The sequence below is a fragment of the Acidobacteriota bacterium genome, from assembly GCA_028874215.1.
In the GTDB taxonomy this organism is placed as follows: domain Bacteria; phylum Acidobacteriota; class UBA6911; order RPQK01; family JAJDTT01; genus JAJDTT01.
The window spans coordinates 37,276-54,674 of the sequence record JAPPLF010000092.1 but is presented as its reverse complement, the minus strand read 5'-3'; the positions used below and the strand labels follow the sequence as shown (position 1 = coordinate 54,674).

11 protein-coding genes are annotated in these 17,399 nt (G+C 64.9%); 5 read left to right on the top strand and 6 right to left on the bottom strand.

Going from position 1 to position 17,399, the window contains the following annotated elements; genetic code table 11:
* Positions 1-16: 16 nt before the first annotated feature.
* Positions 17-1,189 (top strand): enolase, encoded by a 1,173-nt coding sequence (locus tag OXT71_18105; GenBank protein ID MDE2928306.1) that lies wholly within the window; start codon positions 17-19, stop codon positions 1,187-1,189.
* 124 nt (positions 1,190-1,313) lie between these two features.
* Here OXT71_18105 and OXT71_18100 read toward each other — a convergent pair whose 3' ends face one another.
* The 5 genes from OXT71_18100 to OXT71_18080 all read right to left on the bottom strand — a co-directional run bounded on the left by OXT71_18100 (position 1,314) and on the right by OXT71_18080 (position 9,689).
* Complete coding sequence (locus OXT71_18100) at positions 1,314-2,522, bottom strand: Fic family protein (GenBank protein ID MDE2928305.1); 1,209 nt, start codon at positions 2,520-2,522, stop codon at positions 1,314-1,316.
* A 315-nt stretch (positions 2,523-2,837) separates the two neighbouring features.
* Positions 2,838-4,754, bottom strand: coding sequence for a phytanoyl-CoA dioxygenase family protein (locus tag OXT71_18095; protein ID MDE2928304.1), 1,917 nt, complete (start codon positions 4,752-4,754; stop codon positions 2,838-2,840).
* Positions 4,755-4,826: 72 nt separating this feature from the next.
* Positions 4,827-6,116, bottom strand: coding sequence for a DUF4340 domain-containing protein (locus OXT71_18090; protein MDE2928303.1), 1,290 nt, complete (start codon positions 6,114-6,116; stop codon positions 4,827-4,829).
* 4 nt (positions 6,117-6,120) lie between these two features.
* Positions 6,121-8,877: a Gldg family protein gene (locus OXT71_18085; GenBank protein MDE2928302.1), complete on the bottom strand. Its 2,757-nt coding sequence runs from the start codon at positions 8,875-8,877 to the stop codon at positions 6,121-6,123.
* The gene (locus OXT71_18080; protein ID MDE2928301.1) at positions 8,874-9,689 is read right to left on the bottom strand and encodes an ABC transporter ATP-binding protein; all 816 of its coding nucleotides are present in this window, start codon (positions 9,687-9,689) and stop codon (positions 8,874-8,876) included. Before OXT71_18080 ends, OXT71_18085 begins: the two co-directional genes overlap by 4 nt.
* Before the next feature lie 282 nt (positions 9,690-9,971).
* Between OXT71_18080 and OXT71_18075 the strand changes: the two genes are divergently transcribed.
* From OXT71_18075 to OXT71_18060, 4 genes are all read left to right on the top strand, one after another.
* Positions 9,972-11,567, top strand: coding sequence for a hypothetical protein (locus OXT71_18075; protein ID MDE2928300.1), 1,596 nt, complete (start codon positions 9,972-9,974; stop codon positions 11,565-11,567).
* Between the two features lie 134 nt (positions 11,568-11,701).
* Positions 11,702-13,438 (top strand): hypothetical protein, encoded by a 1,737-nt coding sequence (locus OXT71_18070; GenBank protein MDE2928299.1) that lies wholly within the window; start codon positions 11,702-11,704, stop codon positions 13,436-13,438.
* Positions 13,439-13,454: 16 nt separating this feature from the next.
* Positions 13,455-14,915, top strand: a complete 1,461-nt coding sequence (locus tag OXT71_18065; GenBank protein MDE2928298.1) for a hypothetical protein — start codon at positions 13,455-13,457, stop codon at positions 14,913-14,915.
* Positions 14,916-15,115: 200 nt separating this feature from the next.
* Positions 15,116-16,267, top strand: a complete 1,152-nt coding sequence (locus OXT71_18060) for an alcohol dehydrogenase catalytic domain-containing protein (protein MDE2928297.1) — start codon at positions 15,116-15,118, stop codon at positions 16,265-16,267.
* Positions 16,268-16,303: 36 nt separating this feature from the next.
* Here OXT71_18060 and OXT71_18055 read toward each other — a convergent pair whose 3' ends face one another.
* Positions 16,304-17,338 (bottom strand): hypothetical protein, encoded by a 1,035-nt coding sequence (locus OXT71_18055; GenBank protein ID MDE2928296.1) that lies wholly within the window; start codon positions 17,336-17,338, stop codon positions 16,304-16,306.
* Positions 17,339-17,399 lie beyond the last annotated feature (61 nt).

The window sequence follows — 17,399 nt, the reverse complement described above, 5'->3', positions numbered from 1 at the left end:
CGCCAGGAGTTGAGCCATGAAGATCTCGGATATCAAGGTGGACACTTTCCGTTACCGGACCAAGTGGTATCGGGACTACGAGGGCCATTCCTGTGCCGGAGCAGAGCGCTGGACCACCAACAACATGCTGACGATCCGGACCGACGAGGGAGCCGAGGGCTATTTTTTTGCCGGACCCTCCCAGGGAATCGTGGACTCCCTGATCAAGCCGGCCCTGCTGGGTCAGGATCCCTTTTTCCGGGAGAAGATCTGGCAACGGATGCGGCGGATGCAGAAGCTCACCAATTCTCTGCCCGACATGATGATCGCCCACGTCGATTGCGCCCTCTGGGACTTGGCCGGACGTTTTCTGCAGATCCCGGTCTACAAGATGATCGGCGCCGCGCGGACCCGGATTCCGGCCTACGCCAGCATCAATGCGGGCGACGACATCCCGGGGGGCCTCAGCAGCCCGGAGGATTACGCGCGATTCTCGGAGGAGTTGGTGCGGGACGGCTTCAAGGCTATCAAGCTGCACACCTGGATGTCCCCCCTGCCCGGCGCACCCGACGTCAAGCGGGACGTGGCCGCCTGCGCCGCGGTCCGGGAGGCCGTCGGGCCGGACATCACCCTCATGCTGGACCCCCATCACCACTACGACCGGGTCGAGGCGCTCTACCTCTCCAGGGAGATCGAGAAACTGGGTTTTCTCTGGATCGAGGAACCCATGAACGAGTACAGCATGTCCTCCTACGTCTGGCTCAACGGCAAGCTGGACATGGCGGTGCTGGGACCGGAGAACCTGGAAGGAAGCTACCAGTCCCGGGCCGAGTGGGTGACGAGCGGAGCTTGCGACATGCTGCGGGGCGGCACCGGCGAAGTGGGAGGCATCACGCCGATCCTGAAGCTGATCCACCTGGCCCAGGCCTTCAACCTCAGGATGGAGGTGCATGGCGGCGGCCCGCACAACATGCACGTCCTCTGCACCATGGACAACGGCTGGTTCTACGAGTGGGGACTGCTTCATCCCATGGTCGAACGCTATCGTCCCTTTCCGTGGCAGAAGACCCTCTATGATCCGATTGACGAGGAGGGCTGCGTCCGGGTCCCCGAGCGTCCCGGCCTGGGGGACGACATCGACTTCGACTACGTCCGGGAACACACCGTCGACGAAGGAGGAGTCGGCGGGGGAGCACCGGACGTGTATTGAGGAATACGCACCCAATCCGTCCCTTTTTCGCGTCCGGGCTGTGTGCTTCCGGGCGGCGTGGTCATGAACGGGACCACACCTCTCGCGATTTCACCCCGATGTGGAATGTCCTTCAGCGTCCAAGCTATGAGGTGATCCGTTGCGGAAACAATCCGGGCATCCAGCGGTGGGCGAGAGCCGCCGGAAAGGAAAGTCTTAGCGGAGCGCGGGTGCTCGCGGAGGTCAAAACACCGCGGTCGAGCAGGGCCGAGGTGATCCGCCGGGCCTGGCGCCGGCCGACACCCAGGACCCTCGCCGCATGGCCCCGGGGAAGCTCTCCGCGAATGAGAACCGCCTCGAGCACGGCGCCGGCATGGGGGGGAAGCCGTTTCCCCCGAATCTCTTCCTCAGCCCAAACCAGAATACGTCCGCAAAGCCGCCCAGGCTGAATGAGACGCTCCATGAAATCGACCTGATCAATGCAGGTGGTCAGGAAGTATGCCGTGAATTCCATCAGCGCTGCTTCGCTCAAATGGCCCCGTCCGTCGAGATCGTTGCGTCGGGTCTGGTCGCAGGCATCAAGGTGCGCCTTATACGCGCCCTCACTTCGAGCCAGGCCTCTCGCCACCGACCAGACGCCACCGGTATCCAGTGTTTCCCGCAAAACGGCATGGGACATCAACCGCGCGACCCGGCCGTTGCCATCCAGAAACGGGTGGATCCACAGCAGGCGGTGATGGGCAGTCGCGGCAGCCAGTATCGCGTCGGCCTTGCCCAAGTTCGAGTAGGCGCTTTCGAACCGGGCCAGGAATCGCGGGATCGCGCCCGGGCTGACGGGAACATGCCGGCCCACCTGTACATCCCGGGTACGGATCTCCCCCGGAATGATCCGGATTTCCTCGCCGGTTCGGGGATCGGTCAACCGGAGCAGGCTCCTGGGCACTTGGTCGCAGAACCGCCTGTGGATCTGACGCACACCCGCCGCCGTCAGGGCAGAACCGTCGACTCCCCCGTCATCGATCCAGGTCTGAACGGCAATGTGCGCCTTGGCTTCAAGCTGCAGATTGCGTTTTTTCGGATCGGTGCTGTAATCGTCTCTGAGGGCACGTTCGATATCGACCGGATGGGTGTCGTGACCTTCGATCAGGTTGCTATAGTAGCAGTTCATCGCCCGCACGAGATTGGCAAGCGAACCGGCAACTCCCCCCGGCAGGCTCCGCCGCAGCCCGGCCGCTTTGGCGGCCAGATCGACGGCGAAGTCACTCAGGCTGAAACTATGCTTGGCCCTGTCGCCGGCGAGAAGCGGCTCCATCAGGCCGACACTTTCTCCGCGGTCGACGACAGTCTCTTTCATGTCCCCTTTGATGTCCGGTTATTCTGCATTCCGAAATCAATCATATCAGTACTTTAGACGTTTCCTCATGTGATCGTATCCGTTTACGTGTCCGGTACTTCGTCCGCCCGTCCCGGTTCCGGCGTCCCGTTCAATTGCGGACGGACCCCTGTCCCGCAACTCCTGCTCCCGCTCGTAAAGGACAGTAGGCGGGCGCAGTGGCCTGTTCCTTTCCCGGTCGGCCGATCTTGCAGCTGATCCACGTCCGGAACAAATCATCGACACAGTTAGGACGAGCGCGGGAGGCGGGAACGCCGGACGTCTATTGGTATCGGGCTACGGCCGTCTTCCCAGGAAGCGGTCGAACCACTGGCAGACCAGCTCGAAGTACTCCAGCCTGAAGACGTGCCGGCCCGGGGGCTGGTACACCTTGAAGTGATCCGGCTTTCCGGCTGCGGCGTAAACCGGCTCGACCTCCCGGATCAGGCGGTCGACCCCGGCCTTGGGCATGTCCTCGTCTTCGGTGGGCGCCAACATCATGAAGGGACGGGGGGCGATGCAACTGTTCACGATGTCCCAATGCTCGAAGTAGCGGAGCATGTGGGGAAGGTAGGCGAACGAACTGTGGCGTTCGGGCATGCCGTCGTGGATGTTGATGCGCAGGCTCCCCAGGCCGCCGCAGACGGAGGCGCCGGTTCGGATCCAGTCGCCCAGCGCCATGCCCAGCCAGGTGGCCCAGCCACCCAGCGACATGCCGGCCAACCCGATGCGGTTGGCGTCGACTCCCTCCTGGGCGCCCAGTACCCGGGCCGCTCGAAGCACCTCGTCGGCGATGACACCGATCTGGGATCTGCCGTAAGGGATCAGCCTCCGGTTCTCCTCCTCCCAACGCCCCAGTGTGATGCGCCGCGTCTCGGCGCCCTTGGGAGTGAAGGTCAACATGGCGTAACCTCGGCGCGCCAGTTCCCGTCCCCAGCCGAAAAGGGGACCCTCGTCGGGCCGGGGCCGATGGCAGCGCTCGTGGGCGACGTGGTCGGCGGTGCTGCCCGTGCCGTTCATGCAGACCAGGCCGGCCAGCGGGCCTGACGGCTCCCGGGGGCGGATGAACCGGGCCGGGATCACCTCTCCCAGATAGTTGGAGAAGGTGATGCGGCTCTCCCGCAGACCTTCCTCCTGCTCCGCTTCTCCGGCCTCCCCGAGGGTGAAGTCGACGCGCCCGGGAATACGGTCCAGCCCGATGAGCTCTCGAAACTTCTCCGGGACCTGGTTCAGGGGGAGGTCGACGGGAAACGCCGGCCGGATGTTCCGAGAGACCGTCGGGGTCACGAGACCGTCTCCGGAGGGAGGCGAACCGGGCTCCGGTTCGTTCCGGAACCCCATCTTCTCCGGCAGGGTGCGCCGCCTCCGGATTCGCAACGGGATCTTGGGATCGGCGTCGGGGTCGGAGTCGGTCCGGGTCTCCCGGCTCAGGAACAGCGGGATGTCCTCCGCCCGGGGATTGGTCCGGTCATGCGCCTCCGGAAAGCTGCGCATGATGATTCTCTGCTCCCGGTTCAGGCTGGCGATCCATTCCGGATCGCACTGCCGCCGGTCTCCTTCCCAGAGCCAGGACGGACAGTAGCTGATGAAGATGTTCTTCCGCACCGTGTCGGTCTCGTTGACGTCCACCCGATGCCAGGTCCCGCAGTGCATGACGGTGATGGTCCCGGCGGGAACGCAGAGAGGCTCCTCGCCGGGAACGCTCCGGTGCGTGTAGTAGTGCTCGAATTCCGGACTCTTGTGGCTGCCCGGCATGTAGATGAAGTTGGCCATTCCGGTGCGGGGCAGGCCGGTGAGCCAGTAGCCGATGCAGAGCCGCAGGGGAAGCACGGGCGAGAAGCTGGCATAGGGAGTCGGCCGGGGCGAGTCGGGATGCCACATGCTCCGGTTCGTGTTCCGGGGCCGGACGAAGACGTCCGAACGTTGCACCTTCAACAGCTCGCCGTACAGATCGTAGCCGTACCCGACGTGACGCGGATGGTCGATGAGCTCGCTCAAGACCGGGTCCGCCGTCACGGCGTTGGTGACCCGATAGTCCTGGCCGTGCCGGTAGTTCGGGTCCGATGCGCAGACCCGATCGATGGCCTCGACGTAGCGGTGCACCTCCTCTTGGGACAGGGCATTCCTGAAAACGAGCATTCCCCGTTCCAGGAACTCCTCCCACTGCTCCGGGGTGAACCCCGGCGGCGCCACTCGATAACTCGTTTCGGTCACCAAGGAGTTTCTGTTCGTCTCACGCCAGGCGGACTTCGGCCGTCCCATCGCAGCTCCGCGGGACGGCAACCGTCAAGTCTTGGTTTTCTCTCTCACCAGGTCGTCGCGGCTCAGGTGGACCCGGTCGAAGCTGTCGTCGGAGATGACGTAGTACCAGGCGGCGAAGCGGGCATTGAGCTGTTCGGAGCGCTCCCGCGCCGTCTCCACCTTCTCTTTGCGCTCCTCTTCTTCCGCCGGCAGGTTCTGCATGTCCTTGTCATTGAACGAGGCGCTGATGAACAGGTAGCGGTTCTCACCGGGACCGCTCTCCTTGTCGTCACTGGATTCGCTGCCCGCGGTGACCGCGGCCCCCGAACCGTAGACCACCTCGCCGAAGCGGAGCGTGTAAGTCACGCCGTCGGAGGTCAGCACAGTCATTTCCCCTTCGTTGGAGACCAGCGATCCCTGGCGGGTGAAGTAGAACCCCTTGCTCTGGAGCGACATCATGTCGCCCTGAGTGATTCTGGACGAGCCCTCGGTCCGCATCAGGGTGCGGGACAACCCCTCCGGCTTGGGCCGGACGCCCACGATGTTGAGCTCGTCGATGGACCGCATCAACTCGCTGGCCCGGTAGGTCTCCATCTCCTCGTCGGCGCGGAGCTTGTCCAAGGCCCAATCGCCCTCCTTCTTGGTCAGCACCAGCTTGCCGCGGCGATTCAGGGAGCCGGTCCGCTCGTTGATGGAGTAGTTCTCCAGAACGACCCGGACGATGTCGTCCTTCTCCAATTGCAGCAGGTCCTTCTCGATCCAGTCCTCGAACTTGGTGGAGGGCTCCACCGGCATCTGGGCCACGTAGACCCGCTTTTGCTCCGGCAATCGGACGAAGCGGAGGTTCTCCCGCTCCTGGACCTTCTTGCCCACGATCATATCGGCCAGGACCTCGTCCCCCTCCCCCTTGATGGTGACCCGGCGCCCCCGGCCCCGCAGGCTGGTCTCTCCCTCGTCCAGCGGGTCCAGCACTCCGCAGGCCTCATGGTCGGCGACGTTGTTGGACCGGAAGTCGTCCTTGCGCATCTCGATGATGCCGGCGGCCGTCTTGGCCAGGAGCTCCTTGCCGTCGGCGGGGTATTCGTGGTGGGACGGGATGGTCCACCTGCCTCCCTCGGAGGTCACCTTGAAGGGGCGCGCCGAAGCCGTGTCCTCGTCGAAATCCACGACTTCCAAGGAGACCGCCACGTTGGGATCGGTGAACTCGGGGAAGAAGGCTTCGCCGACGTCCAGGAAGGCGTCGGGGGCGACCCGGCTGGGGACCGTCACCAATGCGACCAGCAGAATCAGGACGCCGCCGCCCAGGTAGCTCAAGGATCTGTTCGTTTCACTCATGGTTTTATGACCTCAACCTTCTCGCCGCACGGGCGCCCTCCTCTTCCCGGCGCTGGCGGCGCACGAAGATGAGCACGCCCAGCACGAACACGGGAACCGGAGGCAACAGGACCGCGTAGGTCCGGATGTTGCCCTGGATCCTCCGGATCTGACTCTCCATGCTCTCCTTGCTGGCGTTGATCTTGGACTCCTTCTCGGCCTCGATATTGGCCTTCAGCACCTCGAACCGCCGGTTCTCCACTTCCTGGAGGTTCTGGGCCATGATCTGCTTGGCCTGAGCGTCCAGGTCCCGGCGTTCGCGCACCTCGTCCACCTTCTCCTGCAAGCGCTCCTGCGCCTGCTTGAGGGCCTCTTCGGCCACCTCCTCGGCTTCCTCTTCGTCCTTCACCCGCTGTTCGACAAAGCTGCGAGTCTGATCTTCGACCCGCTCCAGAGTCCGGTGGCGGACGCGCTTGTTGCGCAGCGCCACGAACGACTCGTCGCCCATGAGGACGTCCATGCAGTTGAGGAAGAAGGTCACGTTGTCGAAGTTGAGGGTCTCGGGTCCCTGAGCCCGGATCGAGAAGAACTGCTGGGAGATGAAGTCCAGATCCGCCACCACGATGGCGTTGACCCGCTCGGATTCTTCCTCCTTCTTTTCGCCTTCTCCGTCCGGTTTCGCGTCGGCATTCTCCGACGCCTCTTCCGGAGATGCCTCAGCTTCAGAATCGGATTCGCCCTTCTCCGTCTCCAAGTCCCTGGTCCGGACGTGCGCGGCCAGGATGTACTCCCGGTCATCCGGGCGATGAGGAAGCCCGCGGGCCAACTGGACACCGAAGAAGTTCCGCTGAACCATGCGGGAGTAGTTCTGGACCGCCGACGCCTCTCCCGAACGAACCAGGGGCCGGAATTCCAGATCGGAGCCCGCCTCCCGCTTCACGTGTCCTGGGAACAGGAAGACCAATTCCTGGAGGGCGAGGCTGGCCGGATGCTCCCGGTTGAAGGCCTGTTCGTTGTCGTTCCCTTCGCCGACGAAGACCACTTCCTCCGGCAGGTGGGCCAGATCCGGGTGGGGATTGTAGCTGTCCCAGACGATCCCGGCCTTGTCCCAACGGACTCCGATCCTGGCCAGCAGGCCCAGGATGTCTCCCTTGGGCTTGGGAGGCGGCCCCTGCTGCCGCTGAAAGGGATTGGAATTGGCGCCGGACCGCTCCGAAGGGGAAAGCCCGATGTTGAATATGGGCAATGGGTCCACCAGGAGGAGCGTGGGGTTTCCCTGGTGGATATATTCCAGCAGGTTGTCCATTTCCGGCTGAGGCAGGGAGGAGGGCAGGGCCGCGAAAAGCCCGTCCAACTCCTGACGGATGGGAGCCGCCGCCGAGACCTGCACCACGTCGTACTGCTTCCGCAGTTCCTCCACCACCGGCCATGCCGGGTTGCTGCGCATGCTGGAGAAGTCGAATCCGCCGAAGAGCTTGGCTTCGGTGCCCAGGATTCCGACCTTCTTCCGTTCCGTCCTGGCCACCACCCGGACGCTGCGAGTGATCTCGTACTCGATGGGCAACCCCCTCTCCAGGAAGGGGATCACCTGCTCCTCGGCGCCGCAGGTGAAGGCCACGCCCAGGAACACGTCGGTGAAGCCGGCGCGGGCGCTGCCCAGATGGGGGACCTGCCGGGGGGTGATTCCGAACTTCTCCCGGGCGTCCCGGGCTTCCTGGGTGAAGGGCTCCGTGTCCTCGATCAGAACCTGGACCCGCGCGCCTCCCACCGATTCGATCTCTCCCAGCACTCCCAGCAGATTGGCCCGGGTCTGCACCAGTTGCTCCGGGACCTCGGGGCTTACGTACGCCTGGATGAAGACGGGGCGTTCGCCGGACAACTCGGAGATCAGGGAGACCGTCTCGCCGCTCAGGGAGTGAAGGCCCTCGGCCGTGGCGTCAACCCGGATGCCCGCGCGTCCCAGAATCACGTTGAGGCCGATCACCGCCAGAACCAGTCCGACCGTCCGCGCCGCATGGTGGAGCCACATGGGACGCCCTTCGGCCTGTCGCGGCCAATGCCGCTTCTCCACCAGGAGCACGTTGACGTAGAGCATCAGCCCGGCGATGGAGAGGAAGTAGAGGAGCCCGGAGAAGCTCATGACGCCGCGGGCGAAGTCATCGAAGTGCCGGTAGACACCGAGGGGCGCCAGGAACTCGCCGAGACCGGCTCCGAAGGAACCCATCAGGTCGATGAGGACGAGGAAGGCGCAGAAGACGGCGCCGACGATGAAGGCGATGGTGGCGTTGGCCGTGAGCAACGAGGCCAGCATCCCCACGGCGATCAAAGCCGCTCCCAGCAGCCAGTAACCCACGTAGTTGCTGAACATGAGTCCCAGGTCGGGACTGCCGAGCCAGCTCAGGACCAGGACGTGGCTCAGGGAGAGCACCAGCGACGCGGTGTAGATGCCGAGGGTGGCCAGGTACTTGCCGATGACGATCTCGAGGCTCGTGGCCGGGAGCGTGAAGAGCAGCTCGTCGGTGCCCTGTTTCCTCTCCTCGGACCAGACCGACATGGTCAGCGCCGGAATGAAGAACAGGAGCAGGTAGGGAAACATGTAGTTGAGCTGGTCCAGATTGGCCAGATTGTCCAGGAAGAAACGATCCTGCCAGAAGGCCGCCGCCGTGCTCAGAAGGATGAACAGCGTGATGAAGACGTAGCCGGTGGGACTCGTGAAGTACTTCCACAGGTCCCGCTTCACCAGCGCCAGGACGAAAGTGGTGTTGATCTCGGGTCGCTTCACTCTCCACCTCCCGATTCGGACGCTTCGGTAACTCCGGCCTCCTCCGCGTCTGATCCGTTGCCGGACGAGACAGGGGCCCCGCCGGATTCAGCCTGAGTCATGCGGTAGAAGGAATTCTCCAGGGACCCGTCCTCCATCAATTCCCGGGGACTCCCGTCGAAGATCATCCGCCCGTCGTGGACGAAGAGCACCCGGTCGGCCACGGCGTCCACCTCCTGCAGAATGTGGGTCGAAATGAGAATCGTCTTGCGCTTGCCCAGCTCCTGAATGCTGGACCGGAATTCCCGGATCTGGTTCGGGTCCAGACCGGCAGTGGGCTCGTCCATGATCAAGACGTCGGGATCGTGGAGCATGGCTTGGGCCAGCCCCACCCGCTGCCGGTATCCCCGGGAGAGCTTCCCGATGGGCTTCTCCAAAACGTCGTCCAGTGCGAACTGCCGGTTCACGGCGCCGATTCGCTCCTCCATCTCGCCACCGGCCAGGCCGCGGGCCTCTCCAAAGAACCTGAGCAACTCCGACGGAGTCATGTCCAGGTACAAGGGCCCGTTCTCGGGCAGGTAACCCAGAATCCGGGACGCCTCGAGCCGGTTCTCATGGATGTTGAGACCACCGATGAGGGCGGAGCCTTCACTGGCGGCCAGATAGCCGGTGAGGATCCTCATGGTGGTGGACTTGCCCGCGCCGTTGGGCCCCAGAAAGGCCACGATCTGGCCTTCCGGAATGGAGAAACTGATGTCCTCGATGGCGACGAAGGGCCCGTAGTACTTGCTGAGCCCCTGGGCTTCGATCATGGTGCGGGGGGAGCTTTCCATGTTCTCCTTCCTCATTGATACATTTCGGCGGTCACGGACCGGTCACTCTCTGTTGTCCGCTGGTCATCCGTCGGAGGTGAGTTCGGGTTCACTTGCCGGCAACCAGCCCACTCGTGCAACTTGCAGCGGGGAAGTGTCCCGCGAGAAAGGATATTCTAGCACCAGAACGTCGGAATCTGTCAATTGCCGCGGCGTCGGCCAGGTCAGTTGTCCGGTCCAGCCGGCAGGCGACCCGGCCGGCTCGGGAAACGTGGGGAGCGGGACCCATTGGGGAGGGAAAAGATGAAACAATTTCTGATGGCTGCCGGCGTGTTTCTCCTGGCTTCGGCGTGCGATGTCACGGACATCGTCACTTCCGGCGCCAGGGTCGGCGATCCAAGCGAAACGGTGCCTGAAGCCGGACCGCAACTGGGCGTCATCAGCTTTCCCAACAGCGGTGGCGCCGCCGCCCAGGAACCGTTCCTGCGGGGCATGCTGCTCCTGCACAGCTTCGAGTACGACGATGCGGCGTCGGCATTTCAAGACGCCCAGGCCGCCGATTCCTCATTCGCTTTGGCCTATTGGGGAGAGGCGCTCACGCACTACCGGCCGGTCTGGCACAACGAGAACCTGGATCAGGGGCGGTCGGCACTCGAGAAGGCTCCTAAGAACCCGGCCGTCACCTCGAGAGAGCAGGCTTACCTGGACGCCGCGGCAATCCTGTTCGGCGATGGCGAGCAGGATCGGCGCTGGAAAGATTACTCCGAGGCCATGGGGCAGCTATCGAGAGACCATCCGGAGGACCTGGAAGCCGCCAGCCTCCATGCCGTCTCCATGTTCGCCGTGACCGGAGGGGAGCGCGACTTTCGAACGTACATGAAAATCGCATCGATCGGCCAGGAAGTCTTTCGCCGGAACCCCGATCATCCGGGAGCACTGCACTACCTGATCCACGCTTTCGACGATCCGATCCACGCCCCTCTCGGCCTGCCCTACGCGCATCGCTATTCGAAAGTGGCCTCGGCGGCGCCCCATGCTCAGCACATGCCCTCGCATATCTTCCTGGCTCTTGGCATGTGGGACGAATGCATTTCGTCGAACATCGACTCATGGAACTCTTCCGAAGAGCGCGTGGCGCGGCTGGGCTTGGGAAGCGAGGACCGGGGCTACCATGCCCTCTCGTGGATGCAATACGCGTATCTGCAAAAGGGAATGCTGGCCGAGGCCCGGGAGAAGTTGTCGATCGTCGAGCAGGATGCCGCCCAAGCCGACTCGAGCCGGGCACGCAGACACCAGGCCTACATGCGCGCACACTTCCTCATCGACGGGGAACAATGGGCCGCCGACGTGCGGACCGTTGACGACCAGGATCTGGGCTCCGGGGCCTGGGGTGTGAACGCGCTCACCGAGGGAATTCGCGCGCTCAAGACCGGAGACCTCGCCGGCGCCCGCGAATGGGCGGAGAAGCTTCAGGCCAAGTCGGACGCCGAAGGCGATGAAGAATCCTCACTGCCGATTGCCGCGTTGGAACTCGATGGCCTGCTGCAGTTCGAAGACGGAAAGACCGACGCGGCCGTAGCGACGCTTCGCAAAGCCGTTCAGCTCGAGGAGCAGACGCCATTCGGTTACGGACCGCCGTTGCCTCCCAAACCGGCCCTCGAACTGCTGGGCGAGATCCTGCTGGCAATGGACCGGGCCGAAGATGCGGTGGAGGCATTCCAGGCGTCCCTGGAGCGCGCGCCCCGGCGAGCGCTCTCACTGCGGGGCCTGAGCCGTGCCGCGGCTGCTGCCGGCGATCGGGAGATCGCCGACCGTGCGAATGCGGAGTTGCGGGACCTGGCGTCGAGGCGGAGCGGCGGTATCCAACCGCCGCATTCCCGACGACCGACGGGCGAATGAGCGAACAAGGGAGCAGAGGAACGGGCGACTGGAATTCGCCTCTCCCGAGCCGCGCGTTGACTCGGAGCCTGGGCCGGAAACATACTCTGCTCCGGTCGATCTGACCCTCGCCAACCAAACGGAGGAGAGGATTCGTGGCACTGAAATCGGACTTCGAGAAGCGCCTTCGCTCAGGTTTCGCAGCACTTTGGATCCTGGTGGGGCCGATGGCGTGCGCTCCGCCTCCGGAAGGCCCGGAGACGGCTGGCTCCGACCCGGACGAGGTCCGGAGGGCCCTGAAACAGGCGGTGGAATTCTTCCGCACTCGCGTGTCCAATTCCGGCGGTTATCACTTCCGGTACGCCACGGACCTGAGTTATGGACGGTCCGAGGCCGCTCACGGTCCGACCCAGGTAACGGTGCAGACCAGCGGAACCCCCCTGGTGGGCATGGCCTATCTGAGGACCTACGAGGCCACGGCAGACCCTTACTATCTGGAGGCGGCCCGGGAAACCGCCCTGCTGCTGGTCCGGGGTCAGCACTGTTCCGGGGGTTGGGACTACATCATCGAATTGGACCCCGAACGACGCCGCTCCTACCCCTACCGGGTCGACGGGGATTGTGCCGAGAGGCCGGATTCCGTTCCGGAAGACGGCTCCCCCGGTTCAAGGGCGGCCAGCACGCTGGACGACAACGTCACCCAGGGCGCGCTCCGGCTCCTCATGCGGGTGGATCGGGAACTGGAATTCCAGGACGCCGAGATCCACGAGGCGAGCCTCTTCGCCCTGGATCAACTGGCCCGGGCCCAATACCCCAACGGCGCGTGGCCTCAACGATTTCGGGACGTCGCCGATTCCGGCCTCCCGGGTACCCGGTCCGCCGCGTATCCCGGCTCGTGGCCGCGCGAATGGCCGGGTCCCGACTACCGCCACCACTACACCCTCAACGACAACGCCATCCTGGATGTCATCGACACCCTCCTGGAAGCGGCGCGAATCTACGGGGAGCCTCGTTACCGGGAAGTGGCTGCGAAGGGAGGCGACTTCCTCCTGCTGGCCCAGATGCCCGATCCCCAACCGGCCTGGGCTCAGCAGTACGACAGCCGCATGCACCCCGCCTGGGGCAGGATCTTCGAGCCGCCGTCGGTCACCGGTTCCGAGTCTCAGGCCGTCCTGCAGATGCTCCTGGTGCTGTACCGCGAGACCGGACGGAAGAAATACCTGGAGCCCTTCCCCAGAGCCGTCGAATACCTGCGGAAATCCGACCTGCCTGCCGACGGGCCCTGGCGGCAGGCAGGCGGCCGATGTGGTCCCGGCGCACTCTGTCTGGCCCGATTCTACGAGCTCGGCACCAATCGCCCCCTCTTCATCACCAAGGGGACCCGGGTCCGGGTGGAAGCGGGATCCAGCCGGCTGCTGGACGGGTACGAGTTGAGCTACTCGCCGGTGAGTGTCATCCGCCACTACGGCCTCTGGACCGACGGCGGCCGCCTGGAGCAGGCGGAGCAGGAATACCGGTCGCTGCTCTCCCGGGACCCCTCGGCCATTCGACGCCCGGAGCGCCTCCGCGGGCTCTCACCCTGGCGGGGGGAGACCGCGTACCCGTCAGGCCCGGAGCTGGCCCGCCTGGCGGGGAGCCTGGTGCGGAGCCTGGACCCGCGGGGGGCGTGGGTCGAGGAGGGATCGGTGGGCAAGGCCGGCCCGGTGGTTTCTCTCTTCGCCGCCGAAGACATGGTCGTGACCATCGACGACCGGACCATCCCTCTGAACGAGAACGGCAGGCTGACCGTCTTTCGCGGAGACAAGCCGCCGCTGGAGCGGATCCTCAGCTCCCGGACCTTCGCCCGAAACATCGAGACCTTGGCGGCCTACCTGAGCGAGAGCGGCCGGTGACGCCGAGGCTCCCGTCGTGACCTGGATCGGGGAACACGGCCTCGTCCTGGCGCTCCTGGGGGTCTACACGGCTCTCATGGTCTACCATGCCTGGATCGGGCAGCGCCGGACCCGGGGCTGGCTGGACTTCTTCGTCGCCGGACGGTCCCTGGGAGGCGTCACGCTGGGGATCTCGTTTTTCGCCACCTACGCCAGCACCAACAGCTACGTGGGTTTTTCGGGGCAGGCATACAGCTACGGGCTGTCCTGGCTGCTCCTGGTGCCCTTCGCGGTGGGTTTCACCTGGATGGCCTGGATCTGGGTGGCGCCGCGGCTGCGGGAGCGGACCGCCTCGCTGGGATCGGTCACCATCCCCGACTTCATCGGATTCCGTTTCGCCAGCACTCCGGCCCGGGTGGGAGCGGCCCTGCTGGTCCTCTTCTCCAGCGTGATCTACATGACGGCGGTCTTCAAAGGAATCGGCAACCTGCTGGAGGCGGTCCTGGAGGTCCCCTACTGGACGGCCATCGGAATGGTTCTGGTCGTGGTCATGCTCTACACCGCCGTGGGCGGCTTCCATTCGGTGGTCCGGACCGACGTGATCCAGGGCGGCATGATGATCGTCGCCGCCGTGGTGCTCTTTACGGGGACCTGGCGGGCCGCCGGCGGCTGGGAGCCGATCTCCCAGGCCGTGGACCAGGTTCCCTCCTCGGTGGCGGGACCACTCCCGCTGACTCTCCTGCTGGGCGTCATCTTCGCCACCACCATCAAGGCGTTGGTGGAGCCCCGGCAACTGTCCCGCTTCTATGCCCTGGAGGACGAACGGGCGGTCCGCCAGGGCACCTGGATCTCCCCGGGAATCTTTCTGCTGGTCTTCAGCCTGCTGACGCCCATCGGGCTGTTCGCGCGACGGATTCTGCCTCCAGGTCTGGAAGACACGGACCGGGTCGTTCCGGCGCTGCTGGCCGGGGGCGAGGTCTTCGGTCCCTTCGTGAGCGCCTTCCTGTTCGTGGCCATGGTGTCCGCCGCCATGTCCTCTCTGGACTCGGTGCTTCTGGTGGTGGCCTCCACCTGCGAGCGGGACCTGGTGGGCCTGGTCTGGAAGGAACGCAGCGAACGCGCGCGTCTGCAGTCCACCCGCATCTACGTCGCACTCTTCGCCGTCGTGACCGCCCTGGTGGCATTGAATCCGCCGGGCGGCGTCGTCTCCATCACGGCGTTCTCCGGGAGCCTCTACGCCGCTTGCTTTCTGCCCAGCCTGCTGTTCGGACTCTACTGGAACCGGGGCAACGGCCAGGCGGTCGTGGCTTCCTATGCCGCGGGCATCGCCTGCCTGATCATCTGGCCCCATCTTCCCGAGGGCGCCCTGGTCCACCGCGTCTTCCCGGCAGTGATTCTCTCGACCCTCGCCTACGTCTCGGTATCCCTACTGACCCCGCCGGCCGTCCCCGTCTCCGATGCCGGGAATTCCGCCGGTTCGCTGCGCGGACAGGCGTGAAAGTCGCCGGCTCCGGCTGGTGACAGTCCGTGGTGAAAGTCCCGCGAGCACCGAGACCGTTCCTGCGCCCGCCGGACAAGGCGCTACGGGTGCGCATACCGGGAGTATGTGGGCCCATAGCAACGCCGTCCGCGCCTGTGGAGGGACGGTCGAATGCCGTGACGATTTTTACCACGGGCTGTTAACATCAACCGCATCCCATGAAGGCGCTGCTGCTGGAACGCCCCGGACGGCTCGAGGTGGCCGACGTGCCGGAACCGGAATGCGGGGATCACGACGTCTTGATCCAGGTCGGTGCGGTCGGCGTCTGCGGCACCGACTTCCACATCTTTCAGGGCGAAGCCAACTACAACTCCGATGGCGAAGGACGGACGATTCCTCTCTCCGTCCAGCCCCAGATCCTGGGGCACGAATTCTGCGGGACCGTTCTGGAAGCCGGCTCCCAGGTTCGGGACCTGGCGCCCGGTGACCGGGTGGCCGTGGACCAGGGGCTGAACTGCTACAGCCAGCGGATCACTCCGGTCTGCGAGTACTGTGACGGCGGCGACTCGCACCAGTGCCTCCACTATCAGGAACTGGGCATCACCGGCATTCCGGGAGGCATGCGGGAACGGGTGGCGATTCCCGCGGTGAACGCGGTCCGGCTGGAGGGGGAGATGGGTTTCCCCGAGACCGCCCTCTCGGAACCCTTGGGATGCATCCTCCACGCCCTGGACCGGGTGGTGCGCACGCACGCCCGCTACATGTTCCAACCGGGCTCCCACGGGTCCCGGCCGATCGAAAACGTCCTGATCCTGGGCGCCGGACCCGCCGGCCTCCTGTTTCTACAGAACCTCCGCAGGGAAGTGCGATTCGAAGGGGTCATCCTGGTGGCGGACCGCGTCCCGGAAAAGCTGAGCCTGGTGAAGCGTTTCGGAGGAACGCCCTTGGACGTGGGACAAACCGACCTGGTGGAGAGGGTTTCCCACCTGACCCGGGGCCGGAAGATCGACCTCCTCATCGAGGCCACCGGCAGCGGGGCCGCCTTCCGGACCATCTCCTCGCTGATTCGAAAGCAGGGCACCGTATTGCTCTACGGGCATGGGCACCAGGGGACCGATCTCAGCGTCATCAATCTCCTCCTTTTCCTGGAGCCGACGCTGGTGGTCTCGGTGGGGGCCTCGGGCGCGCTGAATCCGGCAACCGGGCGGTCCGAGACCACGACCCGGGCCGTGGAACTGATTCAGACGGGTCAAGTAGACGTCCGGTCCCTCATCACCCACCGTTACGCCTCCCTGGAAACGGTGAGGGGCGCCTTCGGCGACGACTCCAAGGACGCGGCCTACATCAAGGGGGTCCTGGAAGTTTCCTGAAAGCGCACCCGGATCGATACAGGAATCGGGATCATTTCAGATGATCAGTGGAGCCTCGATGGGTTCGTTTGGGTCGTCTTCCAGGCCCAGGTCCTCCAGGACGAGCCGGCGGATCTGCTGCAATTCCTCTCTCCCCTGCGGGGTAAGGGTGCTCAACAGCAGCCGGGGCAGATGGTTTCGCAGCCACTGCCGGACGAAATGGCCGGGAATCCCGAGACGGCGGCAGGGCCAGACGATCTTGTCGGCCACCATGCGGGTGCGTTCCAGGAGTCCGAACGAGGAGACCACGGGCTCGTTGAGCGTGGTCCGGTTGAACACGACGAGGCAGCCGCCGGCCAGCAGGCTCTCCACGGTCACCACCGCCTCGCAGCCGTGCTTGAAATAGGCGTCCTCCGTCCCCCCGCACAGATCGGGCTCGGTCAGGAAGACCCGCCGGGCAAGGCCGCGGCTGAGAATCTTCAATCCGGAGTGGAAGTCGGGAAACTCCTCCAGCACCGTGGCGTATTCAAGCCGCAACGGAGCCCCCCGGACCGCGGCCGACCAGGTCAGTGCGTCCAGGAGAACGCGGTCGGCCAACTCCTCCATCTCGCCCCTCATGAGGCCCATGGGCCGGTGCCGGCTGATTCTTCGGCCCAGCACCAGGACTTCCAGATCCGGGTCGTGACGCCGCGCGTACTGGGCCGACCGGATCCCGTTGGCAAGCTCGTGAGGGAAATGGTCCCCGTCCGCGTCCAGCGCGGCCAGATAGTCATGGCCCCCTTCCTCCAACAAGACCTCCATGCCCTGCCGCACGGCCTGGAGCTTGCCCTTGTTCCGGCGGCGCCAGGTGAGCCGGACCTGGAACCGGCGGGACAGGACTTCTCCCACGTCTCTCCCGTAGGGTTCGCCGTCCACGCTCAAACAGACGGACCCGGGACGTTCGACCTGGCGGACGCAGGCATCGACGGTGTCCGCCAGCAGGTCGTGACCCACCTGCCGATCCACGCCGGGTGGAAAGTAAACCGGAATGACGATGCCGGTCGATGTCCGCACCGCCTCCGAGCTGGAGCGGAAGGAGTGGGGTTGGGTCATGTTCGCCATCCGCGGTGTCGAGCCTACCGGATGCCGGCCCCTGCCAATAGCCGTTCAGCCA

Coding starts and splice junctions, on each gene's coding strand:
- OXT71_18105 (MDE2928306.1), top strand. CDS start 17: ATGAAGATCTCGGATATCAAGGTGGACACTTTCCGTTACCGGACCAAG.
- OXT71_18100 (MDE2928305.1), bottom strand. CDS start 2,522: ATGAAAGAGACTGTCGTCGACCGCGGAGAAAGTGTCGGCCTGATGGAG.
- OXT71_18090 (MDE2928303.1), bottom strand. CDS start 6,116: ATGAGTGAAACGAACAGATCCTTGAGCTACCTGGGCGGCGGCGTCCTG.
- OXT71_18080 (MDE2928301.1), bottom strand. CDS start 9,689: ATGGAAAGCTCCCCCCGCACCATGATCGAAGCCCAGGGGCTCAGCAAG.
- OXT71_18075 (MDE2928300.1), top strand. CDS start 9,972: ATGAAACAATTTCTGATGGCTGCCGGCGTGTTTCTCCTGGCTTCGGCG.
- OXT71_18060 (MDE2928297.1), top strand. CDS start 15,116: ATGAAGGCGCTGCTGCTGGAACGCCCCGGACGGCTCGAGGTGGCCGAC.
- OXT71_18055 (MDE2928296.1), bottom strand. CDS start 17,338: ATGACCCAACCCCACTCCTTCCGCTCCAGCTCGGAGGCGGTGCGGACA.